20 protein-coding genes are annotated in these 26,941 nt (G+C 43.7%); 11 read left to right on the top strand and 9 right to left on the bottom strand.

Annotated features, from left to right (window positions below; all coding sequences use genetic code 11):
- Positions 1 to 4: 4 nt before the first annotated feature.
- On the bottom strand, positions 5 to 6,088 hold the full coding sequence (locus ACTRWI_RS06710) for a retention module-containing protein (protein ID WP_499130002.1): 6,084 nt from the start codon (positions 6,086 to 6,088) through the stop codon (positions 5 to 7).
- Positions 6,089 to 6,492: 404 nt separating this feature from the next.
- Here ACTRWI_RS06710 and ACTRWI_RS06715 point away from each other — a divergent pair, with 404 nt between their 5' ends.
- The 5 genes from ACTRWI_RS06715 to ACTRWI_RS06735 all read left to right on the top strand — a co-directional run bounded on the left by ACTRWI_RS06715 (position 6,493) and on the right by ACTRWI_RS06735 (position 11,934).
- Positions 6,493 to 7,929: a coniferyl aldehyde dehydrogenase gene (locus ACTRWI_RS06715; RefSeq protein WP_499130003.1), complete on the top strand. Its 1,437-nt coding sequence runs from the start codon at positions 6,493 to 6,495 to the stop codon at positions 7,927 to 7,929.
- A complete protein-coding gene (locus ACTRWI_RS06720; RefSeq protein ID WP_499130004.1) occupies positions 7,926 to 8,513 on the top strand; it encodes a TetR/AcrR family transcriptional regulator in 588 nt (195 codons plus the stop codon). Before ACTRWI_RS06715 ends, ACTRWI_RS06720 begins: the two co-directional genes overlap by 4 nt.
- Before the next feature lie 435 nt (positions 8,514 to 8,948).
- Positions 8,949 to 9,362: an ATP-binding cassette domain-containing protein gene (locus tag ACTRWI_RS06725; RefSeq protein WP_499130005.1), complete on the top strand. Its 414-nt coding sequence runs from the start codon at positions 8,949 to 8,951 to the stop codon at positions 9,360 to 9,362.
- Positions 9,363 to 9,380: 18 nt separating this feature from the next.
- Positions 9,381 to 10,580, top strand: coding sequence for an ATP-binding cassette domain-containing protein (locus ACTRWI_RS06730; protein WP_499130007.1), 1,200 nt, complete (start codon positions 9,381 to 9,383; stop codon positions 10,578 to 10,580).
- 115 nt (positions 10,581 to 10,695) lie between these two features.
- Positions 10,696 to 11,934, top strand: coding sequence for a leucine-rich repeat-containing protein kinase family protein (locus ACTRWI_RS06735; RefSeq protein WP_499130009.1), 1,239 nt, complete (start codon positions 10,696 to 10,698; stop codon positions 11,932 to 11,934).
- A 108-nt stretch (positions 11,935 to 12,042) separates the two neighbouring features.
- On the opposite strand, the gene yqfB is transcribed toward ACTRWI_RS06735, so the two are convergent.
- The 5 genes from yqfB to thrS form a co-directional block, all read right to left on the bottom strand.
- Positions 12,043 to 12,357 carry a N(4)-acetylcytidine aminohydrolase gene (gene yqfB, locus ACTRWI_RS06740; protein WP_198778111.1) on the bottom strand — a complete coding sequence of 105 codons (315 nt, stop codon included), beginning with the start codon at positions 12,355 to 12,357 and terminating at the stop codon, positions 12,043 to 12,045.
- Positions 12,358 to 12,564: 207 nt separating this feature from the next.
- Positions 12,565 to 12,918, bottom strand: coding sequence for a 50S ribosomal protein L20 (gene rplT, locus ACTRWI_RS06745; RefSeq protein WP_004733517.1), 354 nt, complete (start codon positions 12,916 to 12,918; stop codon positions 12,565 to 12,567).
- 42 nt (positions 12,919 to 12,960) lie between these two features.
- Positions 12,961 to 13,155, bottom strand: coding sequence for a 50S ribosomal protein L35 (gene rpmI, locus ACTRWI_RS06750; protein ID WP_004738430.1), 195 nt, complete (start codon positions 13,153 to 13,155; stop codon positions 12,961 to 12,963).
- Between the two features lie 104 nt (positions 13,156 to 13,259).
- A complete protein-coding gene (gene infC, locus ACTRWI_RS06755; RefSeq protein WP_198778129.1) occupies positions 13,260 to 13,811 on the bottom strand; it encodes a translation initiation factor IF-3 in 552 nt (183 codons plus the stop codon).
- A gap of 2 nt (positions 13,812 to 13,813) precedes the next feature.
- The gene (gene thrS / locus ACTRWI_RS06760; RefSeq protein ID WP_032549211.1) at positions 13,814 to 15,742 is read right to left on the bottom strand and encodes a threonine--tRNA ligase; all 1,929 of its coding nucleotides are present in this window, start codon (positions 15,740 to 15,742) and stop codon (positions 13,814 to 13,816) included.
- A 345-nt stretch (positions 15,743 to 16,087) separates the two neighbouring features.
- Between thrS and ACTRWI_RS06765 the strand changes: the two genes are divergently transcribed.
- Positions 16,088 to 16,312 (top strand): PhnA domain-containing protein, encoded by a 225-nt coding sequence (locus ACTRWI_RS06765; protein WP_499130017.1) that lies wholly within the window; start codon positions 16,088 to 16,090, stop codon positions 16,310 to 16,312.
- A 187-nt stretch (positions 16,313 to 16,499) separates the two neighbouring features.
- Here the strand turns inward: ACTRWI_RS06765 and ACTRWI_RS06770 are convergent, their stop codons facing one another.
- Entirely contained in the window at positions 16,500 to 17,699 is a 1,200-nt protein-coding gene (locus ACTRWI_RS06770; RefSeq protein ID WP_499130019.1) for a hypothetical protein, read from the bottom strand.
- A gap of 452 nt (positions 17,700 to 18,151) precedes the next feature.
- Between ACTRWI_RS06770 and ACTRWI_RS06775 the strand changes: the two genes are divergently transcribed.
- Positions 18,152 to 18,754, top strand: coding sequence for a DUF922 domain-containing protein (locus tag ACTRWI_RS06775; protein WP_499130021.1), 603 nt, complete (start codon positions 18,152 to 18,154; stop codon positions 18,752 to 18,754).
- A gap of 2,792 nt (positions 18,755 to 21,546) precedes the next feature.
- Positions 21,547 to 21,846, top strand: coding sequence for a hypothetical protein (locus ACTRWI_RS06780; protein ID WP_499130022.1), 300 nt, complete (start codon positions 21,547 to 21,549; stop codon positions 21,844 to 21,846).
- Positions 21,847 to 21,946: 100 nt separating this feature from the next.
- On the opposite strand, the gene ACTRWI_RS06785 is transcribed toward ACTRWI_RS06780, so the two are convergent.
- Complete coding sequence (locus ACTRWI_RS06785) at positions 21,947 to 22,687, bottom strand: GIY-YIG nuclease family protein (protein WP_499130024.1); 741 nt, start codon at positions 22,685 to 22,687, stop codon at positions 21,947 to 21,949.
- Between the two features lie 239 nt (positions 22,688 to 22,926).
- On the bottom strand, positions 22,927 to 23,670 hold the full coding sequence (locus ACTRWI_RS06790; RefSeq protein ID WP_499130026.1) for a sporulation protein: 744 nt from the start codon (positions 23,668 to 23,670) through the stop codon (positions 22,927 to 22,929).
- Positions 23,671 to 23,847: 177 nt separating this feature from the next.
- On the opposite strand from ACTRWI_RS06790, the gene hutC reads away from it, so the two are divergent.
- From hutC to hutG, 3 genes are all read left to right on the top strand, one after another.
- The gene (hutC, locus tag ACTRWI_RS06795) at positions 23,848 to 24,561 is read left to right on the top strand and encodes a histidine utilization transcriptional repressor HutC (RefSeq protein WP_499130027.1); all 714 of its coding nucleotides are present in this window, start codon (positions 23,848 to 23,850) and stop codon (positions 24,559 to 24,561) included.
- A gap of 113 nt (positions 24,562 to 24,674) precedes the next feature.
- Positions 24,675 to 25,919, top strand: a complete 1,245-nt coding sequence (hutI, locus tag ACTRWI_RS06800) for an imidazolonepropionase (protein ID WP_499130028.1) — start codon at positions 24,675 to 24,677, stop codon at positions 25,917 to 25,919.
- Positions 25,906 to 26,934, top strand: coding sequence for a formimidoylglutamase (gene hutG / locus ACTRWI_RS06805; RefSeq protein WP_499130030.1), 1,029 nt, complete (start codon positions 25,906 to 25,908; stop codon positions 26,932 to 26,934). The genes hutI and hutG overlap by 14 nt, the downstream gene beginning before the upstream one ends.
- Positions 26,935 to 26,941: the final 7 nt, after the last annotated feature.

Here is a 26,941-nt window from a genome sequence, read left to right on the forward strand (position 1 = left end):
TTGATCAAGAATATTGACGGTCGTTGTTTGTTGTCGGCGTGCCTGTGGCTAAGTCAGCCACTGTTGGCTCTTCAATGCTGAGAGCACCATCCACCATGACTTGAATATCATCGGTAATCGTTACAGCCAAAGGCGACATCAGAGAGTCATCGCCATCACTATCGACCGCATACACAGGCAAGTTGAATGTTAGGTCGTTATTACCTTGAATTGGTGTATGGTCAATCGCTTCTAAAAGCGTGAAGGTGTATTCACCTAACGTCGTACTGCTAAATACAAGTGTGAAGACCGTCGTTTCTACATTTGAAATGTCCGTAGTGAATCCGATGTAGTTACCCGAACCCGTTGGTTCTTCTCGGATCTCAACCTCTAGGCCATCAGACTTCAGAATACCGCCAGTATTAAACTCACTCGGCTCTAAGCGGAATGTTACAACATCATCACTTTGGTTGGTAAAAGTGATGGTTTCTGTTTGGCTAACCGCACTGCCACTTGGTGACGAACCATCAGCCAGATCCGCTTCTTCAAGTGCAACACTCGGCACCGCATCGATAGTCGGGTTGTCGCCATCAGTTATGGTCAGAGTAACGGTCGCAGTCACCGGATCGTTATCAAAGCCATTGGATGTCACGACTATCGACTTAACAATGTCTTCGCTCGCGGAATGGTCTAGGTTACGGTTGGGCTCAAAGCGCATCTCACCTTGAAGGGTGATGTACAACTCACCTTCTGTGAAACTGAATTGCTGCTCGCCTGCGATGCTCTGATCCAACGTCTTAACGATGCCACCAAAAGAAAACTCAGTAACCGTTGCACGATCAGCACTTTGGTTTGGCATTACATCAATGATATTGGTTGTTACCGTATCATCAGCCAGATTTGGCTCAACGATATCTAACGTACCGTCTTGCATGATTTGAACATCATCGCCGATGGTTACATTTAGTTGAGACACCAAAGAGTCATCGCCATCACTGTCGACCGCATAGACCGGAAGATCAAAGCTCAGTTCATTGTTTGCTAGACCATCTGTATGGTCTAACGCTTCCAATAAAGTAAAGGTGTATTCACCAAGAGTCGTGGTCGAGAAGCTAACCGTGAATACTGGAATTTCAGTATTTGAGCCATCAGTAATGAAGCCGATATAAGTGCCCGGATTCGCTGAATCTTCTTTTATCTCGACTGCAAAACCATTCGATTTCAGTGCGCCACCAACATTGAATTCGGTAGGTTCAATACGGAAACGGGTCACATCATCACTTTGATTAGTAAAAGTGATCGTCTCAGTTTGACTTACAGCACCGCTACTTGGCGCTGAGCCATCAGCAAGATTGGTTTCAGACAGAGTAACACTTGGCACCGTATCAATGGTCGGGATATCACCATCGGTAATCGTCAGGGTGACTGTCGAGGTCACTGTGTCCTTATCGAAGTCGCTTGAGGTGACCTCGATCTGTTTAACGATATCTCCACCAGTATGATCGAGATTACGGTTCGGCTCGAAGCGAACGTCACCTTGAATAGTGATATACAGTGAGCCTTCAGCAACAATGAACTTCTGATCGCCAGTATTATTCTGGTCAAGCGTTAATACAGCACCGCCATCATAAGTAAATTGCGTGATGGTCGCGCCGTCTGCTCCTTCTTGATCAAATACATTAACGGTAGTTATCGTAGGTGTACCAGCCGCCAAATCAACAACTCTTGGCTCGACAATATTTAGAGCTCCATCTTGCATGATTTGGATATCATCACCGATGGTCACATTCAACTGTGACACCAATGAATCATCGCCGTCGGTGTCTACCACATAAACAGGGAGATCAAAGCTAAGATCGTTGTTCGCTAAACCATCCACATGGTCTAATGCTTCCAACAACGTGAAAGTGTATTGGCCGAGGGTAGTACTAGAGAAACTGATCGTGAACACGTTAGTTTCAACGTTCGAACCACCCGTCACAAAACCGATGTAACCACCTGGTGTGCTTGGGTCTGCTTTTAGCTCAACCAACAGCCCATTTGATTTGAGCGCCCCACCAACATTGAATTCTGTCGGTTCAATACGGAAACTCGCCACATCATCACTTTGATTCGTAAAGGTAATCGTCTCTGTTTGACTTACTGCGGCACCGCTTGGCGTAGAACCATCACTCAAATTAGTTTCAGATAAAGTAACACTCGGTACATTGTCGATCGTTGGAATGTCACCATCGGTAATAGTCAAAGTGACTGTAGAAGTAACAACATCACTATCTGAGTCGCTTGAAGTCACGACTATCGACTTAACAATGTCTCCACTTGTGTGGTCGAGGTTACGATTTGGTTCAAAGCGCACATCACCTTGCAGCGTGACATAAAGCGAACCTTCAGCAACCACAAATTTCTGCTCTCCTTTATTGCTCTGGTCAAGCGTAAACACTGTGCCGTTGTCATAATTGATTTGGGTGATGGTCGTGCCGTCTGCCCCCTCTTCATCAAGAACATTCACAGTCGTGGTTGTCGGCGTACCCGCTGCTAAATCAGCGACAGTCGGCTCTTCAATCGTAAACGTGCCATCTACAATGACTTGGATATCATCGGTGATCGTCACAGCAAGTGGCGACATTAGAGAATCATCGCCATCGCTATCAACCGCGTACACTGGCAAGTTAAAGGTTAGGTCGTTATTACCTTGAATTGATGTATGATCAATCGCTTGTATAAGCGTGAAGGTGTATTCACCTAAAGTCGTGCTGCTGAATGCAAGTGTGAAGACTGTGGTCTCGACATTTGAAGTGTCCGTGGTGAAGCCGATGTAGTTACCCGAACCCGCGGGCTCTTCTCGAATCTCAATCACCAAGCCATCAGATTTCAAAGTACCGCCAGTATTAAACTCACTCGGCTCCAAACGGAATTTTTCAACATCATCACTTTGGTTGGTAAAAGTGATGGTTTCTGTTTGGCTAACCGCACTGCCACTTGGTGATGAGCCATCAGCGAGATCCGCTTCTTTAAGTGATACGCTCGGTACCGCATCGATAGTCGGGTTATCGCCATCGGTAATGGTCAGAGTAACCGTTGACGTTACTGGATCTTTATCGAAATCACTTGAGGTGAACTCTATCAACTTCACGATGTCTTCACTCAAGGAGTGGTCTAGGTTACGGTTTGGTTCAAATCGCACCTCACCTTGCAGCGTAATAAACAGCTCCCCCTCTGTGAAGCTGAATTGCTGCTCACCCGTGTCATTTTGATCAAGCGTTCTAAGTTGGCCGTCATAGGTGAACTGAGTAATCGTCGCACCATCAGCACTTTGGTTTGGCATCACATCAATGGTGTTAGTGGTCACCGTGCCATCAGCTAGATTAGGCTTAACAATATCTAATGTGCCATCTTGCATGATTTGAACATCATCCCCGATGGTTACATTCAGTTGGGACACAACAGAATCATCGCCATCGCTGTCTACCGCATACACCGGAAGATCAAAGCTCAGATCATTGTTCGCGAGGCCATCTGCATGGTCCAACGCTTCTAATAGGGTAAAGGTGTATTCACCAAGCGTGGTGGACGAGAAGCTAATCTTAAACACTGGAATTTCAGTGTTTGAACCATCAGTAATGAAACCGATGTAAGTACCTGGATTTGCCGATTCTTCTTTTATCCCGACCACAAAACCATTCGATTTCAGAGCGCCGCCGACATTGAACTCAGTAGGCTCAATGCGGAAATTCGCTACATCATCACTACCAGCGGTAAAGGTGATCGTATTGGTTGCGCTTACTGCACTTTCACTTGGTGCAGAGCCATCAGCTAGATTGGTTTCAGATAAAGTAACAGGTGGAATCAGATTGATTGCCGGTTTTTGACCGTCGGTAATACTTAATTCAAGCGTTGATGTATCAGTGTCACCATCACCATCTTCTGCTAAGAATGAAAACTGTTTGATGATCGTTTCGCTACTTGAGTGGTCGATATCACGAGCAACCTCAAAACTGAAATCACCGTTAAGCGAGATAGTGACCACGCCCTCAGTGAAACTGAAGGTTTGAGGAGCATCAGGCAGTAAGCTTTGCTCTAATGAATAATCAACACCATCGTAGTTGAATGATTGAATTGTCGAACCATCCGCACCTTCGAAATTGAACAGGTTATACGAGACAACAGTATCGCCAGCTAAAGTTGGTTCAGTAACAGATTCAACCTTATCAACCAGTTCAACGACATCATCTTTAACGTTGATCAGAATCTGCGCAGCTTCTGGAGTACTTGAACCACTAGATAACGCCGATCTATCGCCATCGGCATCTACTGCATAGATAGGCAGTGCAAAGGTTAAAAGTGCGTCTTCAGCACCTTGATGCGACAATTCTTCATAGAGGTTAAATTCATAGTTACCCAAAGATGGGCTATCAATTTTTACATCAAAAACCGTAATTCTTGCGCCATTAACCTCGACATAGCCTTCGTACGTTCGCACACCATTGGTTTCATCAACCAGTTCGAGTAACACAACCTCACCGTTAGATATCAGTGTGCCGGCGGTATTAAACTCTGCAGGTTCAAGTTCATGATGATCGATAATGTCACTATCAAAAATTTCTGAAGCGACACTACCACTTCCTGAGACCGTTGCCGTTCCCTCTTGAGAACCGCCAACAATACCAGCTTCATCAACATCAATACTGTCGACGTTGGTAATGACTGGTTTATCGCCATCAGAAATAGCGAGGTTGATGGTATTGGTTACGACATCTTGGTCAAAATCGGTAACCGTGATTGGCAAAGAGAAAGAAAGCGAATCAGTGCCGACTTGCTCTATTGGTCTCAATTGCTCAAATCGATAGGTACCGTCAGTATCTAAGCTAACGTTTAAAATAACATCGCTGCTACCTTGGATTGACAGTGTGATGGTACTTCCATCAGCAGACAAAGATGCAACGGTCGCCTGATTGTCACTGAGCACAACATCAAATTGAGCAAGTGCGCTTGAGTCAAAAACAGCTGACTGTAGATTATCACTACCAATATTTGAAAAGGTGCCTTCAATTGCAGCACTGCTTGTTTCAACGTTATCGATAGACACGCTTTCGGCAGACGGTTCTACCCCATCAAGGACGGTTACTTGCGCATTAATTGATGTGATGAGCTCATTACCTGCGGTGTCTTGGCCTTGTATGTCAAAGGCGATGTTAATTTGGTCACCCGTAAAGGAAACCTGTCCGCCACCAATCGACGGAACATGATCTATCGGCTGAGAAATGGTTGTGGTCAGCGATAATTCAATGTCATTTCCAACACTTACTGCTTCAATATCGATGCGCAGCACTTTATCTGTACCTTGAACACCAATAATCGAATTAGAGGCTGAATCATACGTAAAAGTAACCGGTTGGCCACTAGAGGTAATGTCGCTGTTGAGTTCACTAAGGAGCGAGGCGAGAGAAAGTGTTTCTGGAGCAAACGAATCTGGGTCAAGCGCTAAACTACCCGCAACAACGGTATCTGTAACTGTCACCGATTGAGGGTAAGTGTTGCCGGAAATGGAACCTTCAGTCAGTGTTTCAACGATGGATTGACCACCCGATGAGAGCGTGAACGATCTAAGCTCTTCCCTATCTTCATCAACAGATTGCTCTTCTATGCCTGAAGTTTCAAAGAAGGTCGAAGGACGAGTTTCTGTATAGTTGTAATCAATGGTGACAAAGCCCGCATTTGCAGAACCTAGAGCGCCACCAGCTGCGGTCGCTTCTAAAATTTGAGTTGGATCGGCACCACCTAAAATGGCTTCTTGAATCGCCGCAAGATCATCATCAGTGAATGAATCATCAGCTGCTTGCGCCAAATCGATATTCACCTCTCCGGCGATAGGCGCATCTGCCCAAGCCAAGTCTTGATCGACACACCCAACACAATTGCCCTCAACCTCAACAGGGCCGCTAGGCAAACCTATTAGGAGTTCAGCATCATGCGCGGTAATAACAATCTCATTTTCACGGATGATATCGCCAACCGAAACTTTTCTGGCACTGCCGTCAGGCTTAACTACAACCACATCTCCACTGGTAGCTTCGACTACCACAGTCTGACGCGAAACTTCGATATCCATACATCCCCCGATGTCACAAACCGCTTCTAAAGAGCGGTGAACATTGTTTGTAAAAGCAACCTCAGATTTTCAGTAACTTATATCTCGCTCTTCGGAACACATTCAAACGGTTCATCGAAGAGGTACAAAAAGAGAATAAATTTCACCTGTTTTTTTATAGTTTACTTACCTTTAAGCCTAGTCTTCCCCATATAAAATGCCATATCTCCGTGAGTAGAACTCTTCTCGCAAACCTGTCATTTCTTTCTTAATACCCGCTTTTCCGTTGTTGGTTCCACTTAACCAAATTGCCAGTTCATTGCACAAAAAATAAACTTTTCCCGTCCATATCTTGTATTCGGTCCTAACTTCTTGTAATTTAAACTGACCAACCAATCGGTCAGCATTCTAATGTAGGGGATGCTATGAGCCATAATCTAGACCTTGAACCAAACACGTCGAGCACCAACATCATGGATCAAATATTCAACCGACAACAAGATCACTACCGGAACAACGTTAATCCAACACTTGAACAGAGACGAAATGATCTCTCAGTCTTGAAAAAACTATTAATGCGCTACCAAGAGCAGTTAATTGAAGCGGTATCAGAAGATTATGGCCATCGAGCAAAGCACGACAGCTTAATTGCTGACATCACCCCCTCCCTACACCAGATCAATTACAGTGATAAAAATCTTAAGAAGTGGTTGAAGCCTTCACGTCGTAAAACCGGCTTGATGCTAACACCAGCCAAAATTACTGTGCATTATCAGCCAGTAGGTGTGGTTGGCATCATCGTGCCTTGGAACTTCCCAGTAATGCTCTCTTTGGGCCCTCTCATCACAGCATTGGCTGCAGGTAACACTGCGATGCTCAAGATGTCTGAGTTTACCCCTGCAACAAACCGTATTTTGAAAGCAATGTTGGCCGAAGGTTTCAGTGAAGAGCAAGTCGCAGTCATCGAAGGTGAAGCCGACGTGTCTGCTAAGTTTAGCCAGCTGCCGTTTGACCATATCCTATTCACAGGCTCAACCTCTGTTGGTAAACACGTAATGAAAGCCGCAGCCGCTAACCTAACGCCAGTGACACTTGAACTTGGCGGTAAGTCTCCAACCATCATCGCACCAGATTTCGATGTCGCAGACGCGGTTGAACGTATCCTGTTTGCCAAGAGCTTAAACGCGGGGCAAATCTGTGTAGCACCCGATTACATCTTGCTGCCACGAGACAAGGTCGATGTATTTATCACCGCTTACAAGCGATACTTCAAGAAGCTCTATAAAACGGGAATTGAGAGTAAAGACTTAACCTCAGTGGTTAACATGCGCCAGTACAACCGATTAAAAGGTGTAGTTGAAGATGCGAAGTCAAAAGGTGCTGTGATACATACCGTTACCGAGCAGGCACAAGACGACGTGAACCACAGAATGACACCGCACCTTCTCACCGAAGTGAATGATGACATGGTGGCAATGCAAGAAGAGTTGTTTGGCCCTGTGCTACCTATCGTGTCTTATGATTCAATTGAAGAAGCGATAAGCTACATCACCACCAGAGAACGTCCACTTGCCCTGTACCTAATGAGTCACGATAAGAGAACCCAAAACAGATTCCTATCGGATACACACTCAGGCGGTGTTTGTATCAATGACTCTTTGGTGCATGTGGCAGCGGAAGACGCACCGTTTGGTGGTATTGGCCCTTCAGGCATGGGACACTACCACGGCATTGAAGGCTTCAAGACCTTTAGCCATGCAAAAACCGTGTTGACTCGAGGCAAAATCAACTTCACTAAGTTGATGCACCCTCCATACAACAACCCAATCAAGAAAATGATGTTCAAAGTACTGAATCGATGATTACAAAAAGGCAAAAAATCCTAGATGCTGCGCTCCTACTCTTCTCCCAACAAGGGTTAGAGGGCACATCTACAGGGCAAATAGCGAAGACCGCTGGTGTAGCAAAAGCGACACTGTTTCATCACTTTGAGAACAAATCTCTACTGATTGATGAGCTGTTTCGTGAATTGAAAGTAGAGCTATTTTCTACTCTGACTCAACATACAGAAATCGCTGAACAAAATCGCTATCAAGCCTTTAAATTCATGTGGATGACCGGAATTGAGTGGGCATTGGAAAACCCAGTCGCCATGAAGTTTTTCACCAATGTGCATTTTGACCCAACGACCCAAACTCGCGAAGTCATTGTCTCGCAGATGTTTGCGTCACTCGACGACATCATTTTGAAAGGACAGCAAGCCGAAGAATTGATGGTGTTAGACATTAATCTCGTTAGACACTTCATCCATAGCCACTTTTTGATCTGTGCGAACTGGCTTGTTGACCAACAAGAGCCGCAGCCTGAACAATCGGAAAAGTACATCAACGACAGTTTTGATATGTGCTGGCGTGCTATTGGTGGTCAAGCTCAGTCGTCCTGTTAGCTAGATTACCAGCAAGCTATAAGCTAAATACCCTGCCATTAAGTAGCGCCAGATTTCATCGAATCAATAAAAGCGTCTCATTGGCGCTTTTATTATTTGGGTACGTTTTAATCACTTCACCCTGTTGACTTTTTAAGCCCATACTCAGTACCATTGCACCATCATTTCAAAAGAGAATAACGCCATAATGAAGTACTAACATCCTGACATCCGATTTATTTTTTTAAAATCATTTGGACACTCGGGGTTAGTGGGCGTTACTTCGTCATCTATTTTCGCGATAAATTAAGCTCTAAAAGATCCGCCGATTAACGGCCTGTATCTTCCAGAGCGCACCTAAAAGATAGAAACCATCTCAATACCGCTTTCTCTCTTTCATTGGTCATCTATCTCAGTAACGCCTATGGCGATCTGTCGTTAGCATCCAGCAGGATCTTGTACAGAAAAACGCCTCGCCCCTTTTACTCGTTTATACGTAAAGGGAGGTATTTTCTGCCTACTATTTTAGCCAATAATCTCTCATTCCAGCTCGATACTGGTGAGTGGCTATTTAAAGACATCACCTTCAATTTGAACTCGCGACTGACTGGCTTAGTTGGAAGAAACGGAGTCGGAAAATCGTTGTTACTTTCATTGCTCACTGGGCAAGCGCAGCCGACATCTGGGAGTGTGTCTAGACAAGGCTCGATTGGTTTCTACTCACAGTTGCCTTCAGAACTTTTGGATAGCACGATCAGCATTGCTGATTCTTTAGGTATAACAAATAAACTCAATGCCTTGCGAGCTATCGAAAAAGGCAGCTGCGATCTTCAACATTTTGACACCGTTGGTGACGATTGGGATTTGTAAGAAAACACTCAGAGGCTGTTGGCCAATCTAAAAATCATCAGCGAGTTGGCCACGCCATGCCACACATTAAGCGGTGGGCAGCTTGCCCTTTTACAGCTTCATCAACTGTTTACTTCAGACCACAACATACTGATTCTCGATGAGCCGTCGAATCATTTAGACAGTGATGGGCGCAGCTGGTTGATAGAACAGTGCCAACAATTTGAAGGCAAAATACTGATGGTTAGCCATGACCGAAGCCTGTTGAGACACATGGAAGGTATCTACAATCTCAACAGTTTGGGGTTACGTTTCTATAAAGGAAACTACGATGACTACTTCAAACAAATGTCGAATCAGTCCGATGCACTAGATAAACAGATCGCTCATCATCAATCAGAAAAGAGACGACTTGAACGCCAAGCTCAAGCCAATAGAGAAAAAGCGCAACAGCGAGAGGCGCAAGGAAACCGACTGCGAAAATCAGGCAGCCAGCCCAAGATCTTAATGGATGCGATGAAAGATAAAGCCGGACGAACACAAGCAGCATCAGCTACTAGCCAAAATAACTTAAAGGAGCAAAATCAAGATAAGCTTCAATCTCTTAAAGAACAAAAAGGGCAACTGAAACCGCAGGCCTTGTATCTACAACAGAGTAATAGCAAGAAAAAGAACGCGCTGTTAACGATTGAAGATTGCCGACTTGAATATGGGTCTGGTACTGCTATCAATTTTTCTCTATCACAAGGTGAACGCTGTTATCTAAGCGGCGCAAACGGCTGTGGTAAATCGACACTGTTGAAAGCGATTCACAGCGAGGACTCGCACTACACCGGTACCATCAAACGCTTAGGATCCACGGTATACCTTGACCAACACTTTGGTTTATTAGATACCCATAACACCATGTTCGATAGCCTCATGACACATAGTGACGGGCTCACAGAGAGTGATGCTCGCATATTGTTGGCAGGCATCGGCTTTAGGCGTGATTCTGTGTACCGCAAAATCGCTCACCTAAGTGGCGGAGAGAAAATGAAACTGGCGATGTTGATTGTCAGCCATAAGCACGACTCCCCATTACTGCTGCTTGATGAGCCAGATAATCATTTAGATATCGACTCAAAGCAGATACTAGCGTCAGCTTTGCGTGAATACCGAGGCGCTTTTATCTTAGTTAGTCATGACTTGGATTTTGTTGAGGGGGTCGGCGTCAGCCAAAATCGTATTCAGCTTTAACCTTGATACTAACGACCGCTGAGCTTAGATAGGCGAGTATTGTTGCGGATACTCGCCTTTCTCGATTGAGACAAGTACACTACGCGCCTCGAACATCTAATCATAAGGCTAAGGTTTGCATACTCTAGAACAATTAAAATCAGGGCAACTTAAAGGTATTAAGCGCTTAAAACTATCAGAAGGTCTCACTGAGTTTCCATTAGAAATCTTGGATCTCGCCGATTCACTAGAGATTCTGGATCTTTCCGGAAATCAGCTATCAGACTTACCTGAAGAGTTATCACAGCTTACTCACCTGCGTATTATCTTTGCGTCGAATAACCTGTTCACGCATCTTCCTGATGTTCTTGGGTCACTTCCTAAGCTTGAAATGATCGGTTTCAAGACCAACCAAATCAAAATCGTAAGCGAAGCGTCTCTGCCACCTCAATTGCGCTGGTTGATCCTGACCGACAACGACATCGAAGTTCTACCGAACTCACTAGGTGAAAGACCACGAATGCAAAAGCTGGCACTCGCAGGCAACCAGATTCGCGCTTTACCTGAGAGTATGAAAAAGTTAGCCAACCTCGAACTGGTCCGCTTGTCTGCAAACCAACTAACGGAATTCCCAGAGTTCCTTATCAAGCTACCAAAACTGGCTTGGCTAGCGTTTGCAGGTAACCCATTTTGCAAACACCCTAGCAGCTTAGATAGCGTGCCTGCGGTTAGCTCTCAAAGCTACTCGCTGAATCAAGTACTTGGTCAAGGCGCATCTGGCGTGATCTCTCATGCAAGCTGGCTAAACAGCGACTTCGATTTCCCACAGGAAGTGGCGGTTAAAGTGTTTAAAGGCGAAGTCACCAGTGACGGCTACCCACATGATGAACTTGAAGCGTGCCTGCAAGCTGGTCACCATAACAACTTGGTAAAATCTATCGCCCAAGTAGAGGAACAAGATTACCTAGCATTGGTGATGGAACTCATTCCAAGCAGCTACTACAACCTAGGGCTACCACCAACACTAGAGACTTGCACTCGCGATACTTTCCCTGAAGGTTTCGAACTTCCTATCTCGCAAATCGACAACATCGTTACTCAGATGATCGATGTATTTAATCACCTGCATGACAACAAGGTTTGTCACGGTGATTTGTACGCGCATAACACTCTAGTCAATGAACAAGGCCAAATGATCTTTGGTGATTTTGGAGCAGCGACCATCTACGGTTACCTAACTGAAGAGCAGCAGCAAGGCATTCGACGCATCGAAGCTCGATCTCTCAAGTACTTTATTGATGACCTACTAACGGTTTGTGCCAAGCAAGATGTTGGAAGTGAACTTTACTCACGTCTAACAAATTTTGAAGCATAAACGCAGCAGATAAACCGAGTTGATAGAATGCTAACGCTCGGTTAGCTTCGCACAAATAACAAAGCCAACAATGATGTTGGCTTTTTGTTTTTTTAGAGGCTCGCTCACTTAATCAAGCTCGTAAGAAACAACGTAAAGCTGAGAAATACCTGGGTAGATATCTTGAATCACATCTTTCAACACTTGCAGTGTCATGTTCTCTTGTTGTGCATGGAACTCACCCAGCTCATCAAACAGAATCGGTTCTACGCTAATAATTTTAAGATTACAGAATACGCGCCCTTCTTCTAACGTTGATACTTCAACAACGCTACCCGGTTGGTAATCACGCTCTGATTCATCGCGAATGGTAATGGTCTTTTTGCCAGAAAGGATGTCAGCTTCAAAACGTTCGAAGAACGTCATAGTGGTTGGTGCGGTCATTTATTCAGTCGCTCAACATTAAAGGTTAGGCAGATGTTATATACCAGAATGCCTATTCAAGCGAATAAAAATTAGATGCGAGATGCGAGATGCGAGATGCGAGATGCGAGATGCGAGATGCGAGAGAATATGGCAAAGATAAATTACAGGCAATAAAAAAGGAGAACCGAAGTTCTCCTTTTCTTAAACCTTAAAGCTAACTCTAAATTATAGAGATGCTTTCGCTTTTTCAACTAGAACAGCGAATGCTGCTTTGTCGAATACTGCGATGTCAGCAAGAATCTTACGATCGATCTCGATAGATGCTTTCTTAAGACCGTTGATGAAACGGCTGTAAGATAGACCATTTTGACGAGATGCCGCGTTGATACGTGCAATCCAAAGTTGACGGAATTGACGTTTCTTGTTACGACGGTCACGGTAAGCGTATTGACCAGCTTTGGTAACTGCTTGGAAAGCTACGCGGTAAACACGTGAACGTGCACCGTAGTAACCTTTAGCTTGTTTTAGAACTTTCTTATGACGTGCACGAGCTTGTACACCACGTTTTACGCGAGGCATTATGCTTCTCCTAAACTAAACGAATTTATAAACTAAAAAGAATTAAGCGTATGGCATCATACGTAGAACTTGAGCAACTTCACACTTAGGAAGGATCGAGTTCGGACGTAGCTGACGCTTGTTCTTAGTAGTACGCTTAGTCAGGATGTGACGTTTACCAGCGTGCTTAAACTTAATACCACCAGCAGTTTTCTGGAAACGCTTAGCAGCACCTTTGTTGGTTTTCATCTTAGGCATGATGAATAACTCCGCATTGTTGAGTTGTTAATAACATAGTAATTAGGGCGAATAAAACCCCGCAACCAGAGGCTGCAGGGTTTAATTACTTGCAAAGCCGTTAATTACTTCTTTTTAGGGGCCAATACCATGATCATCTGGCGACCTTCAATTCTCGTTGGGAAAGATTCGACTACTGCAAATTCTTCAGTATCCACTTTCAAACGATTAAGAACGTCAACACCGATGTCTTGGTGAGCCATTTCGCGGCCACGGAAGCGAATTGTTACCTTCACTTTGTTGCCGTCTTCAAGGAAACCAGTCAGGTTGCGTAGTTTTACCTGATAGTCTCCAATATCAGTTCCAGGACGGAATTTAACTTCCTTAATCTGAACCTGCTTTTGCTTTTTCTTCTGCTCTTTCGCAGCTTTGCTCTTCTCGAAGAGGAACTTACCGTAGTCCATCACACGACAAACTGGCGGCTCGGCGTTAGGGCTGATCTCTACTAGATCCATACCAGCTTCATTTGCAGCTTCCATCGCTTCTGCGATTGATACTACACCAACAGCTTCGCCATCTGCGCCAGTTAGACGCACTTCACGAACGCCACGAATGTCACCGTTTAAACGGTGCTGGTTTTGTTTGGCCGGTTGTTGGCCACGTCTTCCGCCTTTAATAGCTATTCCTCCAGATTGAGCTTACGGCTTGAAACCTCAGCTTGGATGTATGAAATAAAGTCATCCACTTTAAACTTGCCAAGGTCTTTACCTTTACGTGTACGTACTGCAATTTCGCCGGCTTCCATTTCTTGGTCACCACACACAAGCATGAACGGTACACGTTTCAAAGTATGTTCGCGGATTTTAAAGCCAATCTTCTCATTTCTCAAGTCTGCTTTGACTCTAAATCCACTTTTTTGCAGTTTTTTCGTAATTTCTTGTACATATTCAGACTGTTTGTCTGTAATGCCCATTACAACTGCTTGTTCTGGCGCCAACCACGTTGGGAAGAAGCCAGCATATTCTTCAATAAGAATACCGATGAAACGCTCTAGTGAACCTAAAATCGCGCGGTGAATCATAACTGGCGTGTGACGCTCGTTATCTTCACCTACGTAAGTTGCACCTAAACGCTCTGGTAATGCAAAATCGAGTTGCACTGTACCACATTGCCATGCACGGTCCAAACAATCATGCAAAGTAAATTCAATCTTAGGTCCGTAGAACGCACCCTCGCCTTCTTGAATCTCGTATGCAATCTCCATTGATTCTAGTGCAAGCTTAAGGTCAGCCTCAGCACGGTCCCACATTTCATCAGAACCTACACGTTGCTCTGGACGAGTAGACAGCTTAACAACAATGTTTTCGAAACCGAAAGTTGTGTAAGTGTCGTAAACCATTTCAATACAAGCTTTAACTTCTTGTTGAACTTGGTCTTCAGTACAGAATACGTGAGCGTCATCTTGAGTAAAACCACGAACACGCATGATGCCGTGAAGCGCGCCAGACGGCTCGTTACGGTGACATGAGCCAAACTCAGCCATACGTAGCGGTAGATCACGGTAAGACTTAAGACCTTGGTTGAAGATCTGTACGTGACCCGGGCAGTTCATTGGTTTGATAGCGTATTCACGGTTCTCTGAAGACGTTGTGAACATCGCTTCTGCGTATTTGTCCCAGTGACCAGAACGTTCCCACAGTACACGGTCCATCATTAGTGGGCCTTTTACTTCTTGGTAATCGTATTCAGTCAGTTTTTGACGTACAAACACTTCTAGTTCACGGAAAATAGTCCAACCGTTGTGGTGCCAGAACACCATGCCTGGTGCTTCTTGCTGCATGTGGAATAGATCCAATGCTTTACCAATCTTGCGGTGGTCACGCTTAGCCGCTTCTTCTAGACGAACTAGGTGAGCTTTGAGCGCTTTTTTATCATGGAATGCAGTACCGTAGATACGTTGAAGCATCTTGTTGTCACTGTTACCACGCCAGTAAGCACCCGCTACGTTTAGTAGTGTGAAGTGCTGACAGAAACCCATATGTGGTACATGTGGACCACGACACATATCGATGTATTCTTCATGGTGGTATAGGCCTGGACGGTCGTCTTTAGAAACGTTCTCGTCTAGGATTTCCATTTTGTATGTTTCGCCGCGAGCTTCGAAAGCATCACGCGCTTCCTGCCAGCTAACTTTCTTCTTAACAACCTGGTACTTGGTCTTCGCTAGCTCTTTCATGCGCTTTTCGATCTTTTCTAGATCTTCTTGCGTTAGAGAGTGCTCAAGGTCGATATCGTAGTAGAAACCGTTATCGATAGTAGGACCGATCGCCATTTTAGCTTCTGGGAAAAGCTGCTTAACCGCGTGGCCTAATAGGTGAGCACAAGAGTGACGAACGATCTCAAGACCATCAACTTCATCTTTAGCTGTGATGATTTCTAGGCTTGCATCGTTTTCGATAAGATCACAAGCATCAACACGTTCGCCATCAACACGACCAGCAATGGTTGCTTTCGCAAGACCAGGACCGATTGATAGGGCAACATCTAGAGTTGATACAGGGTTGTCAAATTGACGCTGACTACCGTCAGGAAGAGTAATAATTGGCATTATTTGTCCTTTACAGTGGTGTTGCACACCAAGCAACACATGAAAGTTATTTAATATATTTAATTCAACAAGTTAGGAAACTTGGTGGGGATATATGTAAGAATTGGTACAAATTCAGGTACAAATACAGATGCACTTTCATTTATTCCAAGCACATTGTAACGAATTAACATGAAATGACAATAACGTACTGAGCAAGAGGTTTAGGAAACATCTGACCTTCACTGACCGAATACGGTTATTCTGCTGCTTTGATTTAAAATCTCAACACTTCTAATATGAATTCATCATGCGCTTGACATGGTGTACATGGAAGAGGAAACATCAGTTTGAGCACAAATCGGCATGTCTGCTGATGATAAGCCTCTTGATTGCAACGGCGTTGAATTGAAGAAAGATGACGACGTAACAGTCATAAAAGACCTTCCAGTTAAAGGTACTAACCAAGTTACCAAACAAAGCACGGGGATACGTAGCATAAGCCTTGATGACGATCCTAAGCTTGTTTCTGGTAAGGCAAACGGTGGTCAGTCAATGTATGTAATCGCTGAATACTGTCGTAAGAAATAGTTACTGTTTACAGCTCTAACTTTAAAAAGTTGTTCATATTTGTTGAGCGCCTTTTTTGTATCGGTGGAATATATTGCCTGTTCCACCCTTCAAATTGTCCCCAAGATAATAACTGGTTTCGCCCGATGATACCAACATCGGGGTTTAACCGTTTCTGATCCCTCAAAAAGCCATCACCTCTACCCGACTAAATCCCCCTTAGCTCCCACAACTGATCTGTAAACTGAATCTTTTCAATGTTGATTAATACGTTCATCCCATCACGATCGGTGCTCATGTCATTCAATTGAATCTTGCCTTCTCCTAAATCATGGATTAGATACTCACTTCGCGCACCGTGAACAATCACAGTATTGATTCCTGTATTGCCCGTTACACGGTTGTCATGACCATTGAGTTCTATGTTCGTGTCCTTACTTCCGCTCAAAGATAGTTTGGTGAGATATTGTGAGTGATGAGTATATGGCACTGTAGAGTCATAGCGCATTTTAAAAGTACCAGTGAAGGTATCTGCAATGTATGCGTCATAGGTTAATGTTGGCGAGAAAATCTGTTCGGTTATGTAAAGAGCGCTAGGATCTTCAGTAGAGAAATCACTGCGAGTTTTTACACTGTACAGGTCCCACATACCGTTACCACTATATGCTCCCCAAAGGCCATAGTAGCTATCGATGATGGCAGCAAAGTACTCCTGGTCAACGCTGACTTCTTGTTTCCACTCTCTCAGAATATCTTCAGGTGGCGTGTAAGATTGATTTAACGCTTGCTTCTGAATGGTATTCAATTCTCGTTGGAATTCAGGCAGTGCCGTCCCATTCCCTTCTGGAGTATTGAGCACACCAATACCATAGTCATGCACTAAATGAAGAATCTCTTCATAGGAAGCATCTCTATGTTCTTCATAGTCTTGTCGAACATACCAATCACCGCCTTCGACCTGAATTTCATCTTCAAAGAGTGGCTGTCCATCTAGATCATCATTATATTTAGGTTCATCGTGATAGTTCATCAACTTCAAAACTGCACCATTATTCGCCATAGCATTAGCGATATCACGCTTAGAATACTTATCGCCATATTTTGTACCGGCAACTGGGGTTAGATAATGATTCAGCACATTAAATGCCTTGACGATTTGATACTCACTCAGGCGGTCCATGATTATGATATGAATTGACTTACCATTCGGAGCTTTCACTGAAACGTATCGGTTATAACCCGCTTTAGCGTAATCGGCGAACTGTAAAGGTACAGCCTCAATCGATATGCCGTGAACTCGAGATGCTGTGCCAGTTGTTGGCAAGGATGTTGGCTTACTATGACTTGAACTATTACAGCCGGAAAATAAAACAGCCGTGGTCACGGCTGCCAAAGATAGAATTTTCATTACATCCTCTCTTACGCTCAACTCAACGAGCTGCCATTGTACGAGAAAAGGGGTCACTTAAACGTGATGATAATAACTACAAGACGTTCGCATACAATCTCTTACAATAAGCATTCCTTACAATACCCACCACTTCGGCAAACACGGCTCTGCCCCAAAACTTTTTAGATCAAATGCTCTACACATTTTAGGGGCGTGCGTTTTACCTACCAAATCTAATCAGACGAAAGAAGATAAGACCATGCTCATATGGAGTGCAATCAGGGTGAAAATCGTATTGCTCGGAATCCGCCGGAGTTATTCGGAAACTTTCGGTAATTTCTGAAATCCACATGCAAGACGCTAGGCAATACGGGCTGAGATTGAACGTGAGTATAATTAGCGTTACCATTAGTTGCATATAATTGCGGAAAAAATCCGTCTAATAAGCGTTATATACTTCAAGGATGATGATGAAAAAAGTAGTACTTTCAATATATTGCTTAATGGCGTTTAGTCAGGCTAATGCTGACGTCAAGCTAGACTTTCCCTTCCAGAAAAAGTTTGAAGTGTATGAGATTAGCGGGAATAGTGTTGAAGAAATTAAGCGCTCATTTAACGCTAGACCTGAGTTTCTCGTAAATGAAGGTTTTGACGGGTACACCGCGTGGAAATACGACTTCCATACGGATGATGATTCTTGCGAAATTCATGAATTTGAGCTTGAAGTTACCTATACACTTCCGAAGTTCGAAATGTCTAAGACTTCAGATGAGTCAGCTGAGGGGGTTCGCCCATATCTTGAGAAGCTCTATCGTCATGAACAGATTCATTGTGCGCTTGCAGTTAAGTCGCTGCACGAAATGTATTTAGCCTTCAAACGAGGGCAGCGTGGAGGGTGTAGTAGCGCAAATGATAGAGTCATTGAGCTTGAAGGTGATTTGGTGGAAAGTAATGCTCTGTTTGACATTTATACGTCGCATGGAGAAATTGAATTAGCAGAGTCTCCTTTTGGTGAGGGGCCTTACTTAAAAGTATGCGAAATACCTTTCGCGCCAATGTCACCACGCATATAACAAATAAGGATTAAGCGTTGCGTAGCCAACGTTAAATCCCAAGTGTTGAACAAGCCCGAGCCTCTATATAAGTAAATAGTGCGATCTGCTCTAGAGGGGCGGCGAACTTGGTGCTTTTCTCATTGCAAGCGCGGCCTTCGAAAGGCAAATGTTTCGACACATCATTCGGTGCGACCTGCACGTCAGTTTTGCTATTTGCTACACCTGTATTTATTCATGGTTTACTAATGTTCGATTTTCCGAAACGCATTTTTGTCCAAAAATGAGCTTAAAAGCGCTCAAACTTTAGCTTAAAAAATAGCCAATTCTACCAGTTTTAATTGCAAAAACGATCATCATTATTGTTATGACAATAAAGCCTTTTACTTGCGGCCCAACACCTCAGTTTTACTATGGAATGGACTTACACGGAGAGGTTTAAACTATGAGATCGGAACAAATCGCAATTCGTCGTTTCAATTTGGTAGAGATGCACTTGAGCTTGTGCTTTCTCGAATTATGTCTCGCGCACATGATCGTATGCTTGAAAATCTAGACTATTCCGCTTCGGCGGATTGCTGGATTTCGACAAACACGGCAGATCAATGGTTGAGTGATATAGAGAAGAGCATTGTCTATAGTTATACGGAAACTTTCGCCAATTTCTTAAGTTGACATCCTAGACGCTATGTACAGATGCCGGCATTCTATTGAGTGTGAGTGTCACACACGTTATGTGAATAATGTTACTTAAGTTGAGGTTTGGACAGTAATGGCGTATTTTTGTGCTAGACAAGCAATTAGCTTGAATGTAGAGGTAGGTTATGCAGGAGGTTCTATTGAGATCTCAAACTAGTCAAAAAAGTAAAATTCTTGAAATTCCTTTTACTTACGACCTAAAAAAAATGGAAAAAGCTGTTCACAGTAAGCGTACAGGAGTACCAAAAATGAAATCATTTGAGGACTTTGAGAAGTGGTTGGAAAGCTAGAGTATTAATTTCTGAAAATATTTTAGAAACGTCAGAAATGCGCAAGGACAAGGTCAAAAAGTCCGTAACAAAGCTTCAGATGATGTTGACACAAATGATCCTGAGTTTATCGCAAAGGTTAAGTTTGCACAGCAGCATTCCATCTGGCATTTTCATGTTGGCTTCTATGACTTTGGTTATGATCTTAAAGGTTATGAAGTGTCCAAAATGGTGAGCTGATTTCCCAATGGGTAATTCATTAGTAGTCCGTTCCACAACTCAACTTAACGTACTTCTTCTCCTTTCTTTGTTGTAAATCCATCACACAGGGTGCGTAATAAACTTACTTTCTTAGGCATAAATTTACGCCTTAGATCCTGAAAAATATCTCTTTCTATTTTATATGTTCTCAAAGGTAATATTATCACTTTGAAGCTATATAGCAAAAGGGCTGAGGCGCGATATTAAGTGCAGTTTTGCCCCTGAATTTTTCACAAAAATCACACCAGTTATTCAGTGCAGTTTTAACCCTGCATTTTTCACAAAAACAGAACGCATCAACCGTTACCACCATCTTCTTAACCACCATCAATACCTCGTATAAATCACATAAATAAAAACCATGTCATTCACACAGTTCAGCAACAAAAAATCCTGATAATTATATATTTTTCAATCACTTAAACTAAAAAGCACAATACTCTCTGCTAAACTGTTCTTAATGCAAACTTTAGCCCTCATACTCCGCATTAAGCAGCATGGCCGTTCCTAGTTCGTTTACCTTTCAGTGTACGCCACGTTGTAATCATTGAAGCATTATGACCTTTAATATCAATCACTTATGGAAATTCGTCACCAAAAACTACGTTCATTCTGCTAAAATGCACTTAATGCGCACCTCCCAACCCAATGATCCTCACTAGGCTGCATGACTTTTCCAAATTCGTTTACCGATCAATGAACAAGAAAACCTTAACTCGCGCTCTTTTGATATGACGGTAAATCTTAACGATGTAACGGTAGCTGAGACTATGAAACTGTATGTTGCCGGTGGACATGCAACCGCTGAAAAAATCATCTTAATACTATCGATGTGATTTTTGCTCAAGGCGAAACTGCATCAGAGGTTACCTCACTTTCATTTGACGATGTGTATCAATAATTTTGCACATATTCGCGCCATTAAAAAACGAAGACGGTATCAAGGTGTTGAGCCTGTGGTTTTCTGTCATTCACTAGTAAATCGCATTGAGGTTGTTTACTAATATTGAGTCGAGCGATACACCAAGTTCAACATATTCTCCAGCAGGTGATTCCCATGATGTTAATGAGCAAGACATACTAGTAGGAGACAAAGGGAGGATATTCATAACTAAAGTCCGAATAATTCATATTACTGTGTAAATACACAGCAATATGAACTGTTTGGTCAATTTTCAGAGATGGATGATGAGAAGCTTACAAGGTACGTCACCGTTACGCATCACGCTCGAAAGCTAAGTAGAATATTAGCTAGATCTCGTCATACCAGTAGTGGTGGCCATAGAGCCCGAAAGATTTTTATTTCGCGAGGGTTAGCCGCGCTTGTGCTCTATAACATGCCAGAAGAACTTAGTTTAACTTTCGGGATCACACAGAATTAGACATATACACTATCGATCAATACTCCAATGTGGCATATTGCTGACCTATATTTTATATTCAATGGTTTTTCTAATGAATAAATGCCTCCTTGTATCTATATGTCTTCTTGCTTCTACAAATATACACGCTGATGAAACGCAACCTATTGATTGCTCATACCTTTCAGGGCAATGGACTGCTACAAACTCTTCTAGTTTAATCATGTATGTTACAGACCCCCAATCTGGCTCTTGTGGTACAGACTGCACAACGTTAACTATGAGCTACTCATTAACGCCGGATGTAGAACATACCTCGAAAATCTACTGCCATGAGGGGCAAGCTGGAGTCAGCAATAAAGGCCCAATGGTTTTCTCATTTGAAGGTGCGCAAGGTGGACACTCTATTGGAACTTTTAATAGACAGCTGAACTTACTTTGGGCTGGCGTCTTACCAAAAGATAAAAACCGAAACTGGATACCTCAGATGGACAGTTACTGGTTCGAGAAAAATAAGAGCTAGATTATCAATACAAAAATGCCGTCCAAGTGACGGCATTTCTTTTTGATAACTTATACTCACAGAAAATGAATAGACGCAAGTGTGTCAACTTCACATCGACTCAATTGTCGTTATAGCCAAATTGCCTAGAAGCTAATACATTCTTCCAATAGGATTCTCTCGCTAATATTTCGTCTTTTGTTTTGTGTGTATCAGCAATCTCTAAGATAGAGTATTGAAAGTTATCCGCGTACGTCATACCTTTATCATTCAAAAGAATATAGAGCTGATTATTGCCACCATGACCAGTATAAGAGTAGTCGCACCACCTTTGCCAAAGTCCGTACTCACCTGTTGCACTACCCACGTAAAGCTTCCCAGTTGCAAGGTCTGTTATCAGGTAAATACCTGATACACTTGATAAGGCGGAGCGCCAGTCACTAATTTGGTGTTTAACGATGATATCAAGGTGGGTCTTGGAGAGGCTTGTCTGCTGATATCCTTGGAAGCTCTCTACTACTCTTTGAGCTGTGATTTCTTTTACTACGATACTTTCAGACCAGTTTTCTGCGATCAAGTAAGACTGACGACCTGAACGAGTGAAAGAGACCTTTAAACGGCCGTAGTATAACTCAAACTCAGGAACTAACTTAGTTGTGTAGTCGTAATGATCTTCATTCCATGTGTCTGATATTGATTCATAGATGCCAGCCAAAAGCCAAGTATCATGCTCAGGAAGCTGGAGCAGCGATACAATATATTCCCGATTAAAGTTTCTTTTCGATTGATAAGATTGCCACTCTTCAAAGTCACCAGCAAGGTAAACGTCCAGTGGGTTTTGCTCCCCGTTCCAGACAGCCAAGTGTATCTTACATTTCGTCGGAGTGATTTTTGCATTTACTGCTTGTAAGAATGTGAATAGATCCATGTGATACAACTTTTTATAATAAATTTAATCAATACTATCATCCACTTATAGGAATCAGTGGTGAATCTAATTCAACAGAAGGTGATGGGATCAAAAAAGCCGGACAGTTAAGTTCGGCTTTGAAATCGTATTATCTCTATTAATAGACAGAGCGACTACTAACAGAGAGACAATTACGCACTCATTATTCTTGAAACTGCATTGCGGATGTCCGAGTCGGCCGCGTTAGCAAGCAGAGTGAACGAGATGTATTGGTCACCGCGGAAGCTCAGTGAGCGGTCAATCTCGGCTAAACAGTGAACCATAGAACCATCTACGATGAATGACAGCTCGATTTCTTTGTTATTCATGAAGCCGCCGCTACGAAATTCAATCTCTTGGTAACAACCCGAGCGTGAAGCGAAGGTGCTTCCTTTCAAGTAGCCCTTCTCTACGTCTGCTTTCACCATTGCCATGCCCGAAGCTTCAACACCTTGAATGATTTTCGCGACTGTTGGCAATGGGTGAACAGAGATGAAATCACGGTCTTTAGGGTCAATCGCGAAGCCGATATCTAGGTTGGTTTCTACCCAAACATGGCACTGATTCATTTTTGCGTTCAACGCAGTCACTGGCGTTTCATCATTCAGTTTAAGACGAAATGGCACCAACTTAGTTTCGCCGGGTTGAATCACAAACGGCTCTACAGCTTGAATGCGGCCAAGTGAAAAGGTTTCGTAGCTGGTGCTATCTTCTGTTTCCACTTTCACTTCTGTGTTGAGCACCAAGTTAATCATGTCGATTTGTTGCTCAACATCGCCACCAATGATGTGAACGTTGCCAGACAACTCGCCGCCTTGGAAAACATCAATATTATCTAAGACGGTATCGACCTTAGCTGCACCTATGCCTAGCGAGGCCTTTAATTTCTTAAACATATTCTTTCCCTTTGTAATTATTTGATTAACTGAGGCATGTTGACAATTTGCGACACTTACCGCACAGAATCAAGACATTTGCGCTATCTATGTTGAACAAGCTCACATCCTCTGAGGAAATGTTGAAATCGTGAAAAAATCCGCTACTCTATTTGTATAGTCAAATAAGGTTTCATTATGTCGAAAGCGCCGCTCTACCTGCAAATAAAACAGTTCATAGACGATAAGATCAGCAATGGTCATTGGCCAGTTGGCTATCAAATTACCACGGAACTTGAACTCACAGAGCAGTTCAACGTAAGTAGAATGACGGTGAATAAAGCCATTCGAGATCTTGTGTCTGAAGGCAAGCTTATTCGAAAACCAAGACTGGGCACTTTTGTGTGTGAACCACAGGAAAAAGCGCAATCTCCCCTACTTGATATCAACAACATCGCACAAGAGATCAAAGACCGAGGCCAAACTTACACAAGCCATGTGATCAAGCACGATAGTATCAAGGCTGATGAAAGCACCGCTACACGGTTAGGTGTGATGATCAATGCGGAAGTCTTCTATAGTGAGATCATCCACTTTGCCGACAACACACCGATACAGCTAGAAGCGCGCTGGGTAAACTCACAAGCTGCTCCCCAATACTTGGAGCAAGACTTTTCAACCTCAACACCGAATGAATACCTTTCCAAAAGTTGCCCACTGAGTGCGATTGAACACACGGTAGAGGCCATCATTCCAGACTTTAATATCCGTCAGGCATTAAAACTAACGGAATCAGAACCTTGCTTGCTTCTCAATAGAAGAACATGGAGCAAGGAACGCCTTATCAGTTTTGCATTACTCTACCACCCTGGCTCTAAGTACAAATTAAGCTCTAAGATAGTTTTAGATTAAAGAATATCATCCTGATCGCCGATCACATTTTTGCAACATCAACTTGATTCGGGTCAGTATTTAGCCTATTTATTTGTATATACATTTATTATTTAGCAAAGATCTAGGTGATTATGAATTTGATCCTCAAAAATGCGCGAGTGGTTTCGATGAGCTCGGGAGCCGACGGTTATCAACCTTCCTCCCCGCAAGATATCGTTATCGAAAACGGTAAGATCGTATCCCTGTCACACTCAAGCGATGAGTCACTTCATTGTGAAACTGCGAGTGCTAGCCGCTCTGTTGATCACATCATCTACGACTGCAAAAACAAACTCGTTACCCCTGGGCTGATTGATTGCCACACACACCTTGTGTTTGCAGGTAATCGCGCCAATGAATTTGAACAACGTCTTAATGGTGTCTCCTACACCGACATCGCAAAACAAGGTGGTGGTATTTTAGCGACGGTAACGGCGACACGAGCCGCGCAAGAAGCCGAACTGGTTGAAATGGCGCTGCCTAGATTAGACGGTCTTCTACGAAGTGGTGTCACCAGCGTTGAAGTAAAGTCTGGCTATGGCTTAACGCTTGATGACGAACTTAAGATGCTACGTGCTGCTAAAGCCCTAGAAAACCACCGTCGTATTAAGGTCACCACCACACTACTTGCAGCACACGCTGTACCACCAGAATATAGAGAACAACCGGATCGTTACGTTGATCTGGTATGCCAAGAGATCATCCCCAAGGCTGCAGAGCAAGGCTTAGCCGACGCAGTCGACGTATTCTGCGAATCGATCGGCTTCAACCTAGAACAAACCGAGCGTGTATTTGCGGCCGCTAAAGAACATGGATTGGCGATCAAAGGCCACACAGAACAGCTTTCTAATATGGGTGGCAGTGCGCTTGCTGCTAAATACGGTGCTCTCTCTGTTGATCATGTGGAGTACTTAGATGAAGCCGGAGTAAAAGCGCTGGCCGAATCAGGTACTGTCGCCACCTTATTACCGGGCGCTTTTTACTTTTTGAAAGAGACTCAACAGCCACCAATTTCCCTACTTCGCGAGCACAACACCCCAATGGCAATCGCGACCGACTTAAATCCCGGCACTTCTCCTTTTGCTGACTTAACACTGATGATGAATATGAGCTGTACCCTATTTGGCACAACCCCAGAAGAAGCATTACGCGGGGTAACTTGCCATGCAGCTGCCGCCATTGGCGAGTCGCAAAACAGAGGCAAAATTGAAGTGGGTTACTCTGCTGATTTGGCTATTTGGAATATCGATCATCCAGCCGATCTAAGCTATCAAGTTGGCGTACCTCATTTGCATAAGCGCATTGTTAATGGCGAGGTCTGTCATGACTCAATCTAAATCCAATAGCACTAACGCAACTGCAGTCACCACTCACAACTTTGTGTGGACGGGACGTAATGATCTTGAAGATGGCGAGCTCGGTACTCGCGTTCATCACATTACCAAACAAGTACAAAGTAATATTTTAAATGAAGGGCTTACTGACAACGCTGTTGCCTTGGTTGGTTTCGCCAGCGATGCCGGTGTTGCAAGAAATAAAGGACGTATTGGCGCAAAACAAGCACCTAATTTGATTCGCCAAGCTTTAGCTAATATGGCTTGGCACAATGATGCACGCATTGCTGATCTTGGCGATATCGAATGTAACGATGATCAATTAGAAATGAGCCAGAGACAGTGCGCTACTGTGATTGCCAATGCGCTATCAACCAACAAAGTGATTACCCTTGGCGGTGGTCACGAAGTCGCTTGGGCTTCTTTCCAAGGCCTAGCTGAGCATCTTCACAGAACTCAATCAGTTCACAAACCTAAGATAGGCATCGTTAACTTTGATGCTCACTTTGACCTTCGTGAATTTGAAAGCGACATTGCTGACGTCAAGCCAAGCTCAGGCACACCCTTTAATCAGATTAGCGAATACTGCCATGCACATCAGTGGCCATTTCAATACGCTTGCCTAGGCGTAAGTGCTGCCAGCAATACCAAAGCGCTGTTCAATAAAGCCGACCAACTTGATGTGTGGTACGAACATGATCGCGATATCACCCAAGTAAACCAAATAGCTCAACTGGTTAAGTTGCAAAAGTTCATCACTGATTGTGATTACCTCTATCTCACTATTGATCTCGATGTCTTCCCTGCGGCGACTGCGCCGGGTGTCAGTGCCCCAGCGGCAAGAGGCGTCAGCTATGAAGCGCTCGCGCCTTTCCTAGAACAGATTTTTAAACACAGTGAGAAACTCATTATCGCGGACATTGCGGAATACAACCCAGACTACGACGTCGATGGCCAAACGGCTCGATTGGCGGCTCGTTTGTGTTGGGATATTGCCAGTGCAATGGCCAGTGAATAAACCAGCT

The sequence above is a fragment of the Pseudoalteromonas sp. G5_S1_14_S5 genome, assembly GCF_054968605.1.

Bases quoted from the DNA above. Each gene is read 5' to 3' on its own strand.
- hutG (WP_499130030.1), top strand. From the start codon at position 25,906: ATGACTCAATCTAAATCCAATAGCACTAACGCAACTGCAGTCACCACT.
- ACTRWI_RS06715 (WP_499130003.1), top strand. From the start codon at position 6,493: ATGAGCCATAATCTAGACCTTGAACCAAACACGTCGAGCACCAACATC.
- ACTRWI_RS06765 (WP_499130017.1), top strand. From the start codon at position 16,088: ATGTCTGCTGATGATAAGCCTCTTGATTGCAACGGCGTTGAATTGAAG.
- ACTRWI_RS06775 (WP_499130021.1), top strand. From the start codon at position 18,152: ATGAAAAAAGTAGTACTTTCAATATATTGCTTAATGGCGTTTAGTCAG.
- rplT (WP_004733517.1), bottom strand. From the start codon at position 12,918: ATGCCTCGCGTAAAACGTGGTGTACAAGCTCGTGCACGTCATAAGAAA.
- yqfB (WP_198778111.1), bottom strand. From the start codon at position 12,357: ATGACCGCACCAACCACTATGACGTTCTTCGAACGTTTTGAAGCTGAC.
- hutI (WP_499130028.1), top strand. From the start codon at position 24,675: ATGAATTTGATCCTCAAAAATGCGCGAGTGGTTTCGATGAGCTCGGGA.
- hutC (WP_499130027.1), top strand. From the start codon at position 23,848: ATGTCGAAAGCGCCGCTCTACCTGCAAATAAAACAGTTCATAGACGAT.
- ACTRWI_RS06710 (WP_499130002.1), bottom strand. From the start codon at position 6,088: ATGGATATCGAAGTTTCGCGTCAGACTGTGGTAGTCGAAGCTACCAGT.
- rpmI (WP_004738430.1), bottom strand. From the start codon at position 13,155: ATGCCTAAGATGAAAACCAACAAAGGTGCTGCTAAGCGTTTCCAGAAA.
- ACTRWI_RS06780 (WP_499130022.1), top strand. From the start codon at position 21,547: ATGTATGTTACAGACCCCCAATCTGGCTCTTGTGGTACAGACTGCACA.
- thrS (WP_032549211.1), bottom strand. From the start codon at position 15,742: ATGCCAATTATTACTCTTCCTGACGGTAGTCAGCGTCAATTTGACAAC.
- ACTRWI_RS06720 (WP_499130004.1), top strand. From the start codon at position 7,926: ATGATTACAAAAAGGCAAAAAATCCTAGATGCTGCGCTCCTACTCTTC.
- ACTRWI_RS06770 (WP_499130019.1), bottom strand. From the start codon at position 17,699: ATGAAAATTCTATCTTTGGCAGCCGTGACCACGGCTGTTTTATTTTCC.
- ACTRWI_RS06790 (WP_499130026.1), bottom strand. From the start codon at position 23,670: ATGTTTAAGAAATTAAAGGCCTCGCTAGGCATAGGTGCAGCTAAGGTC.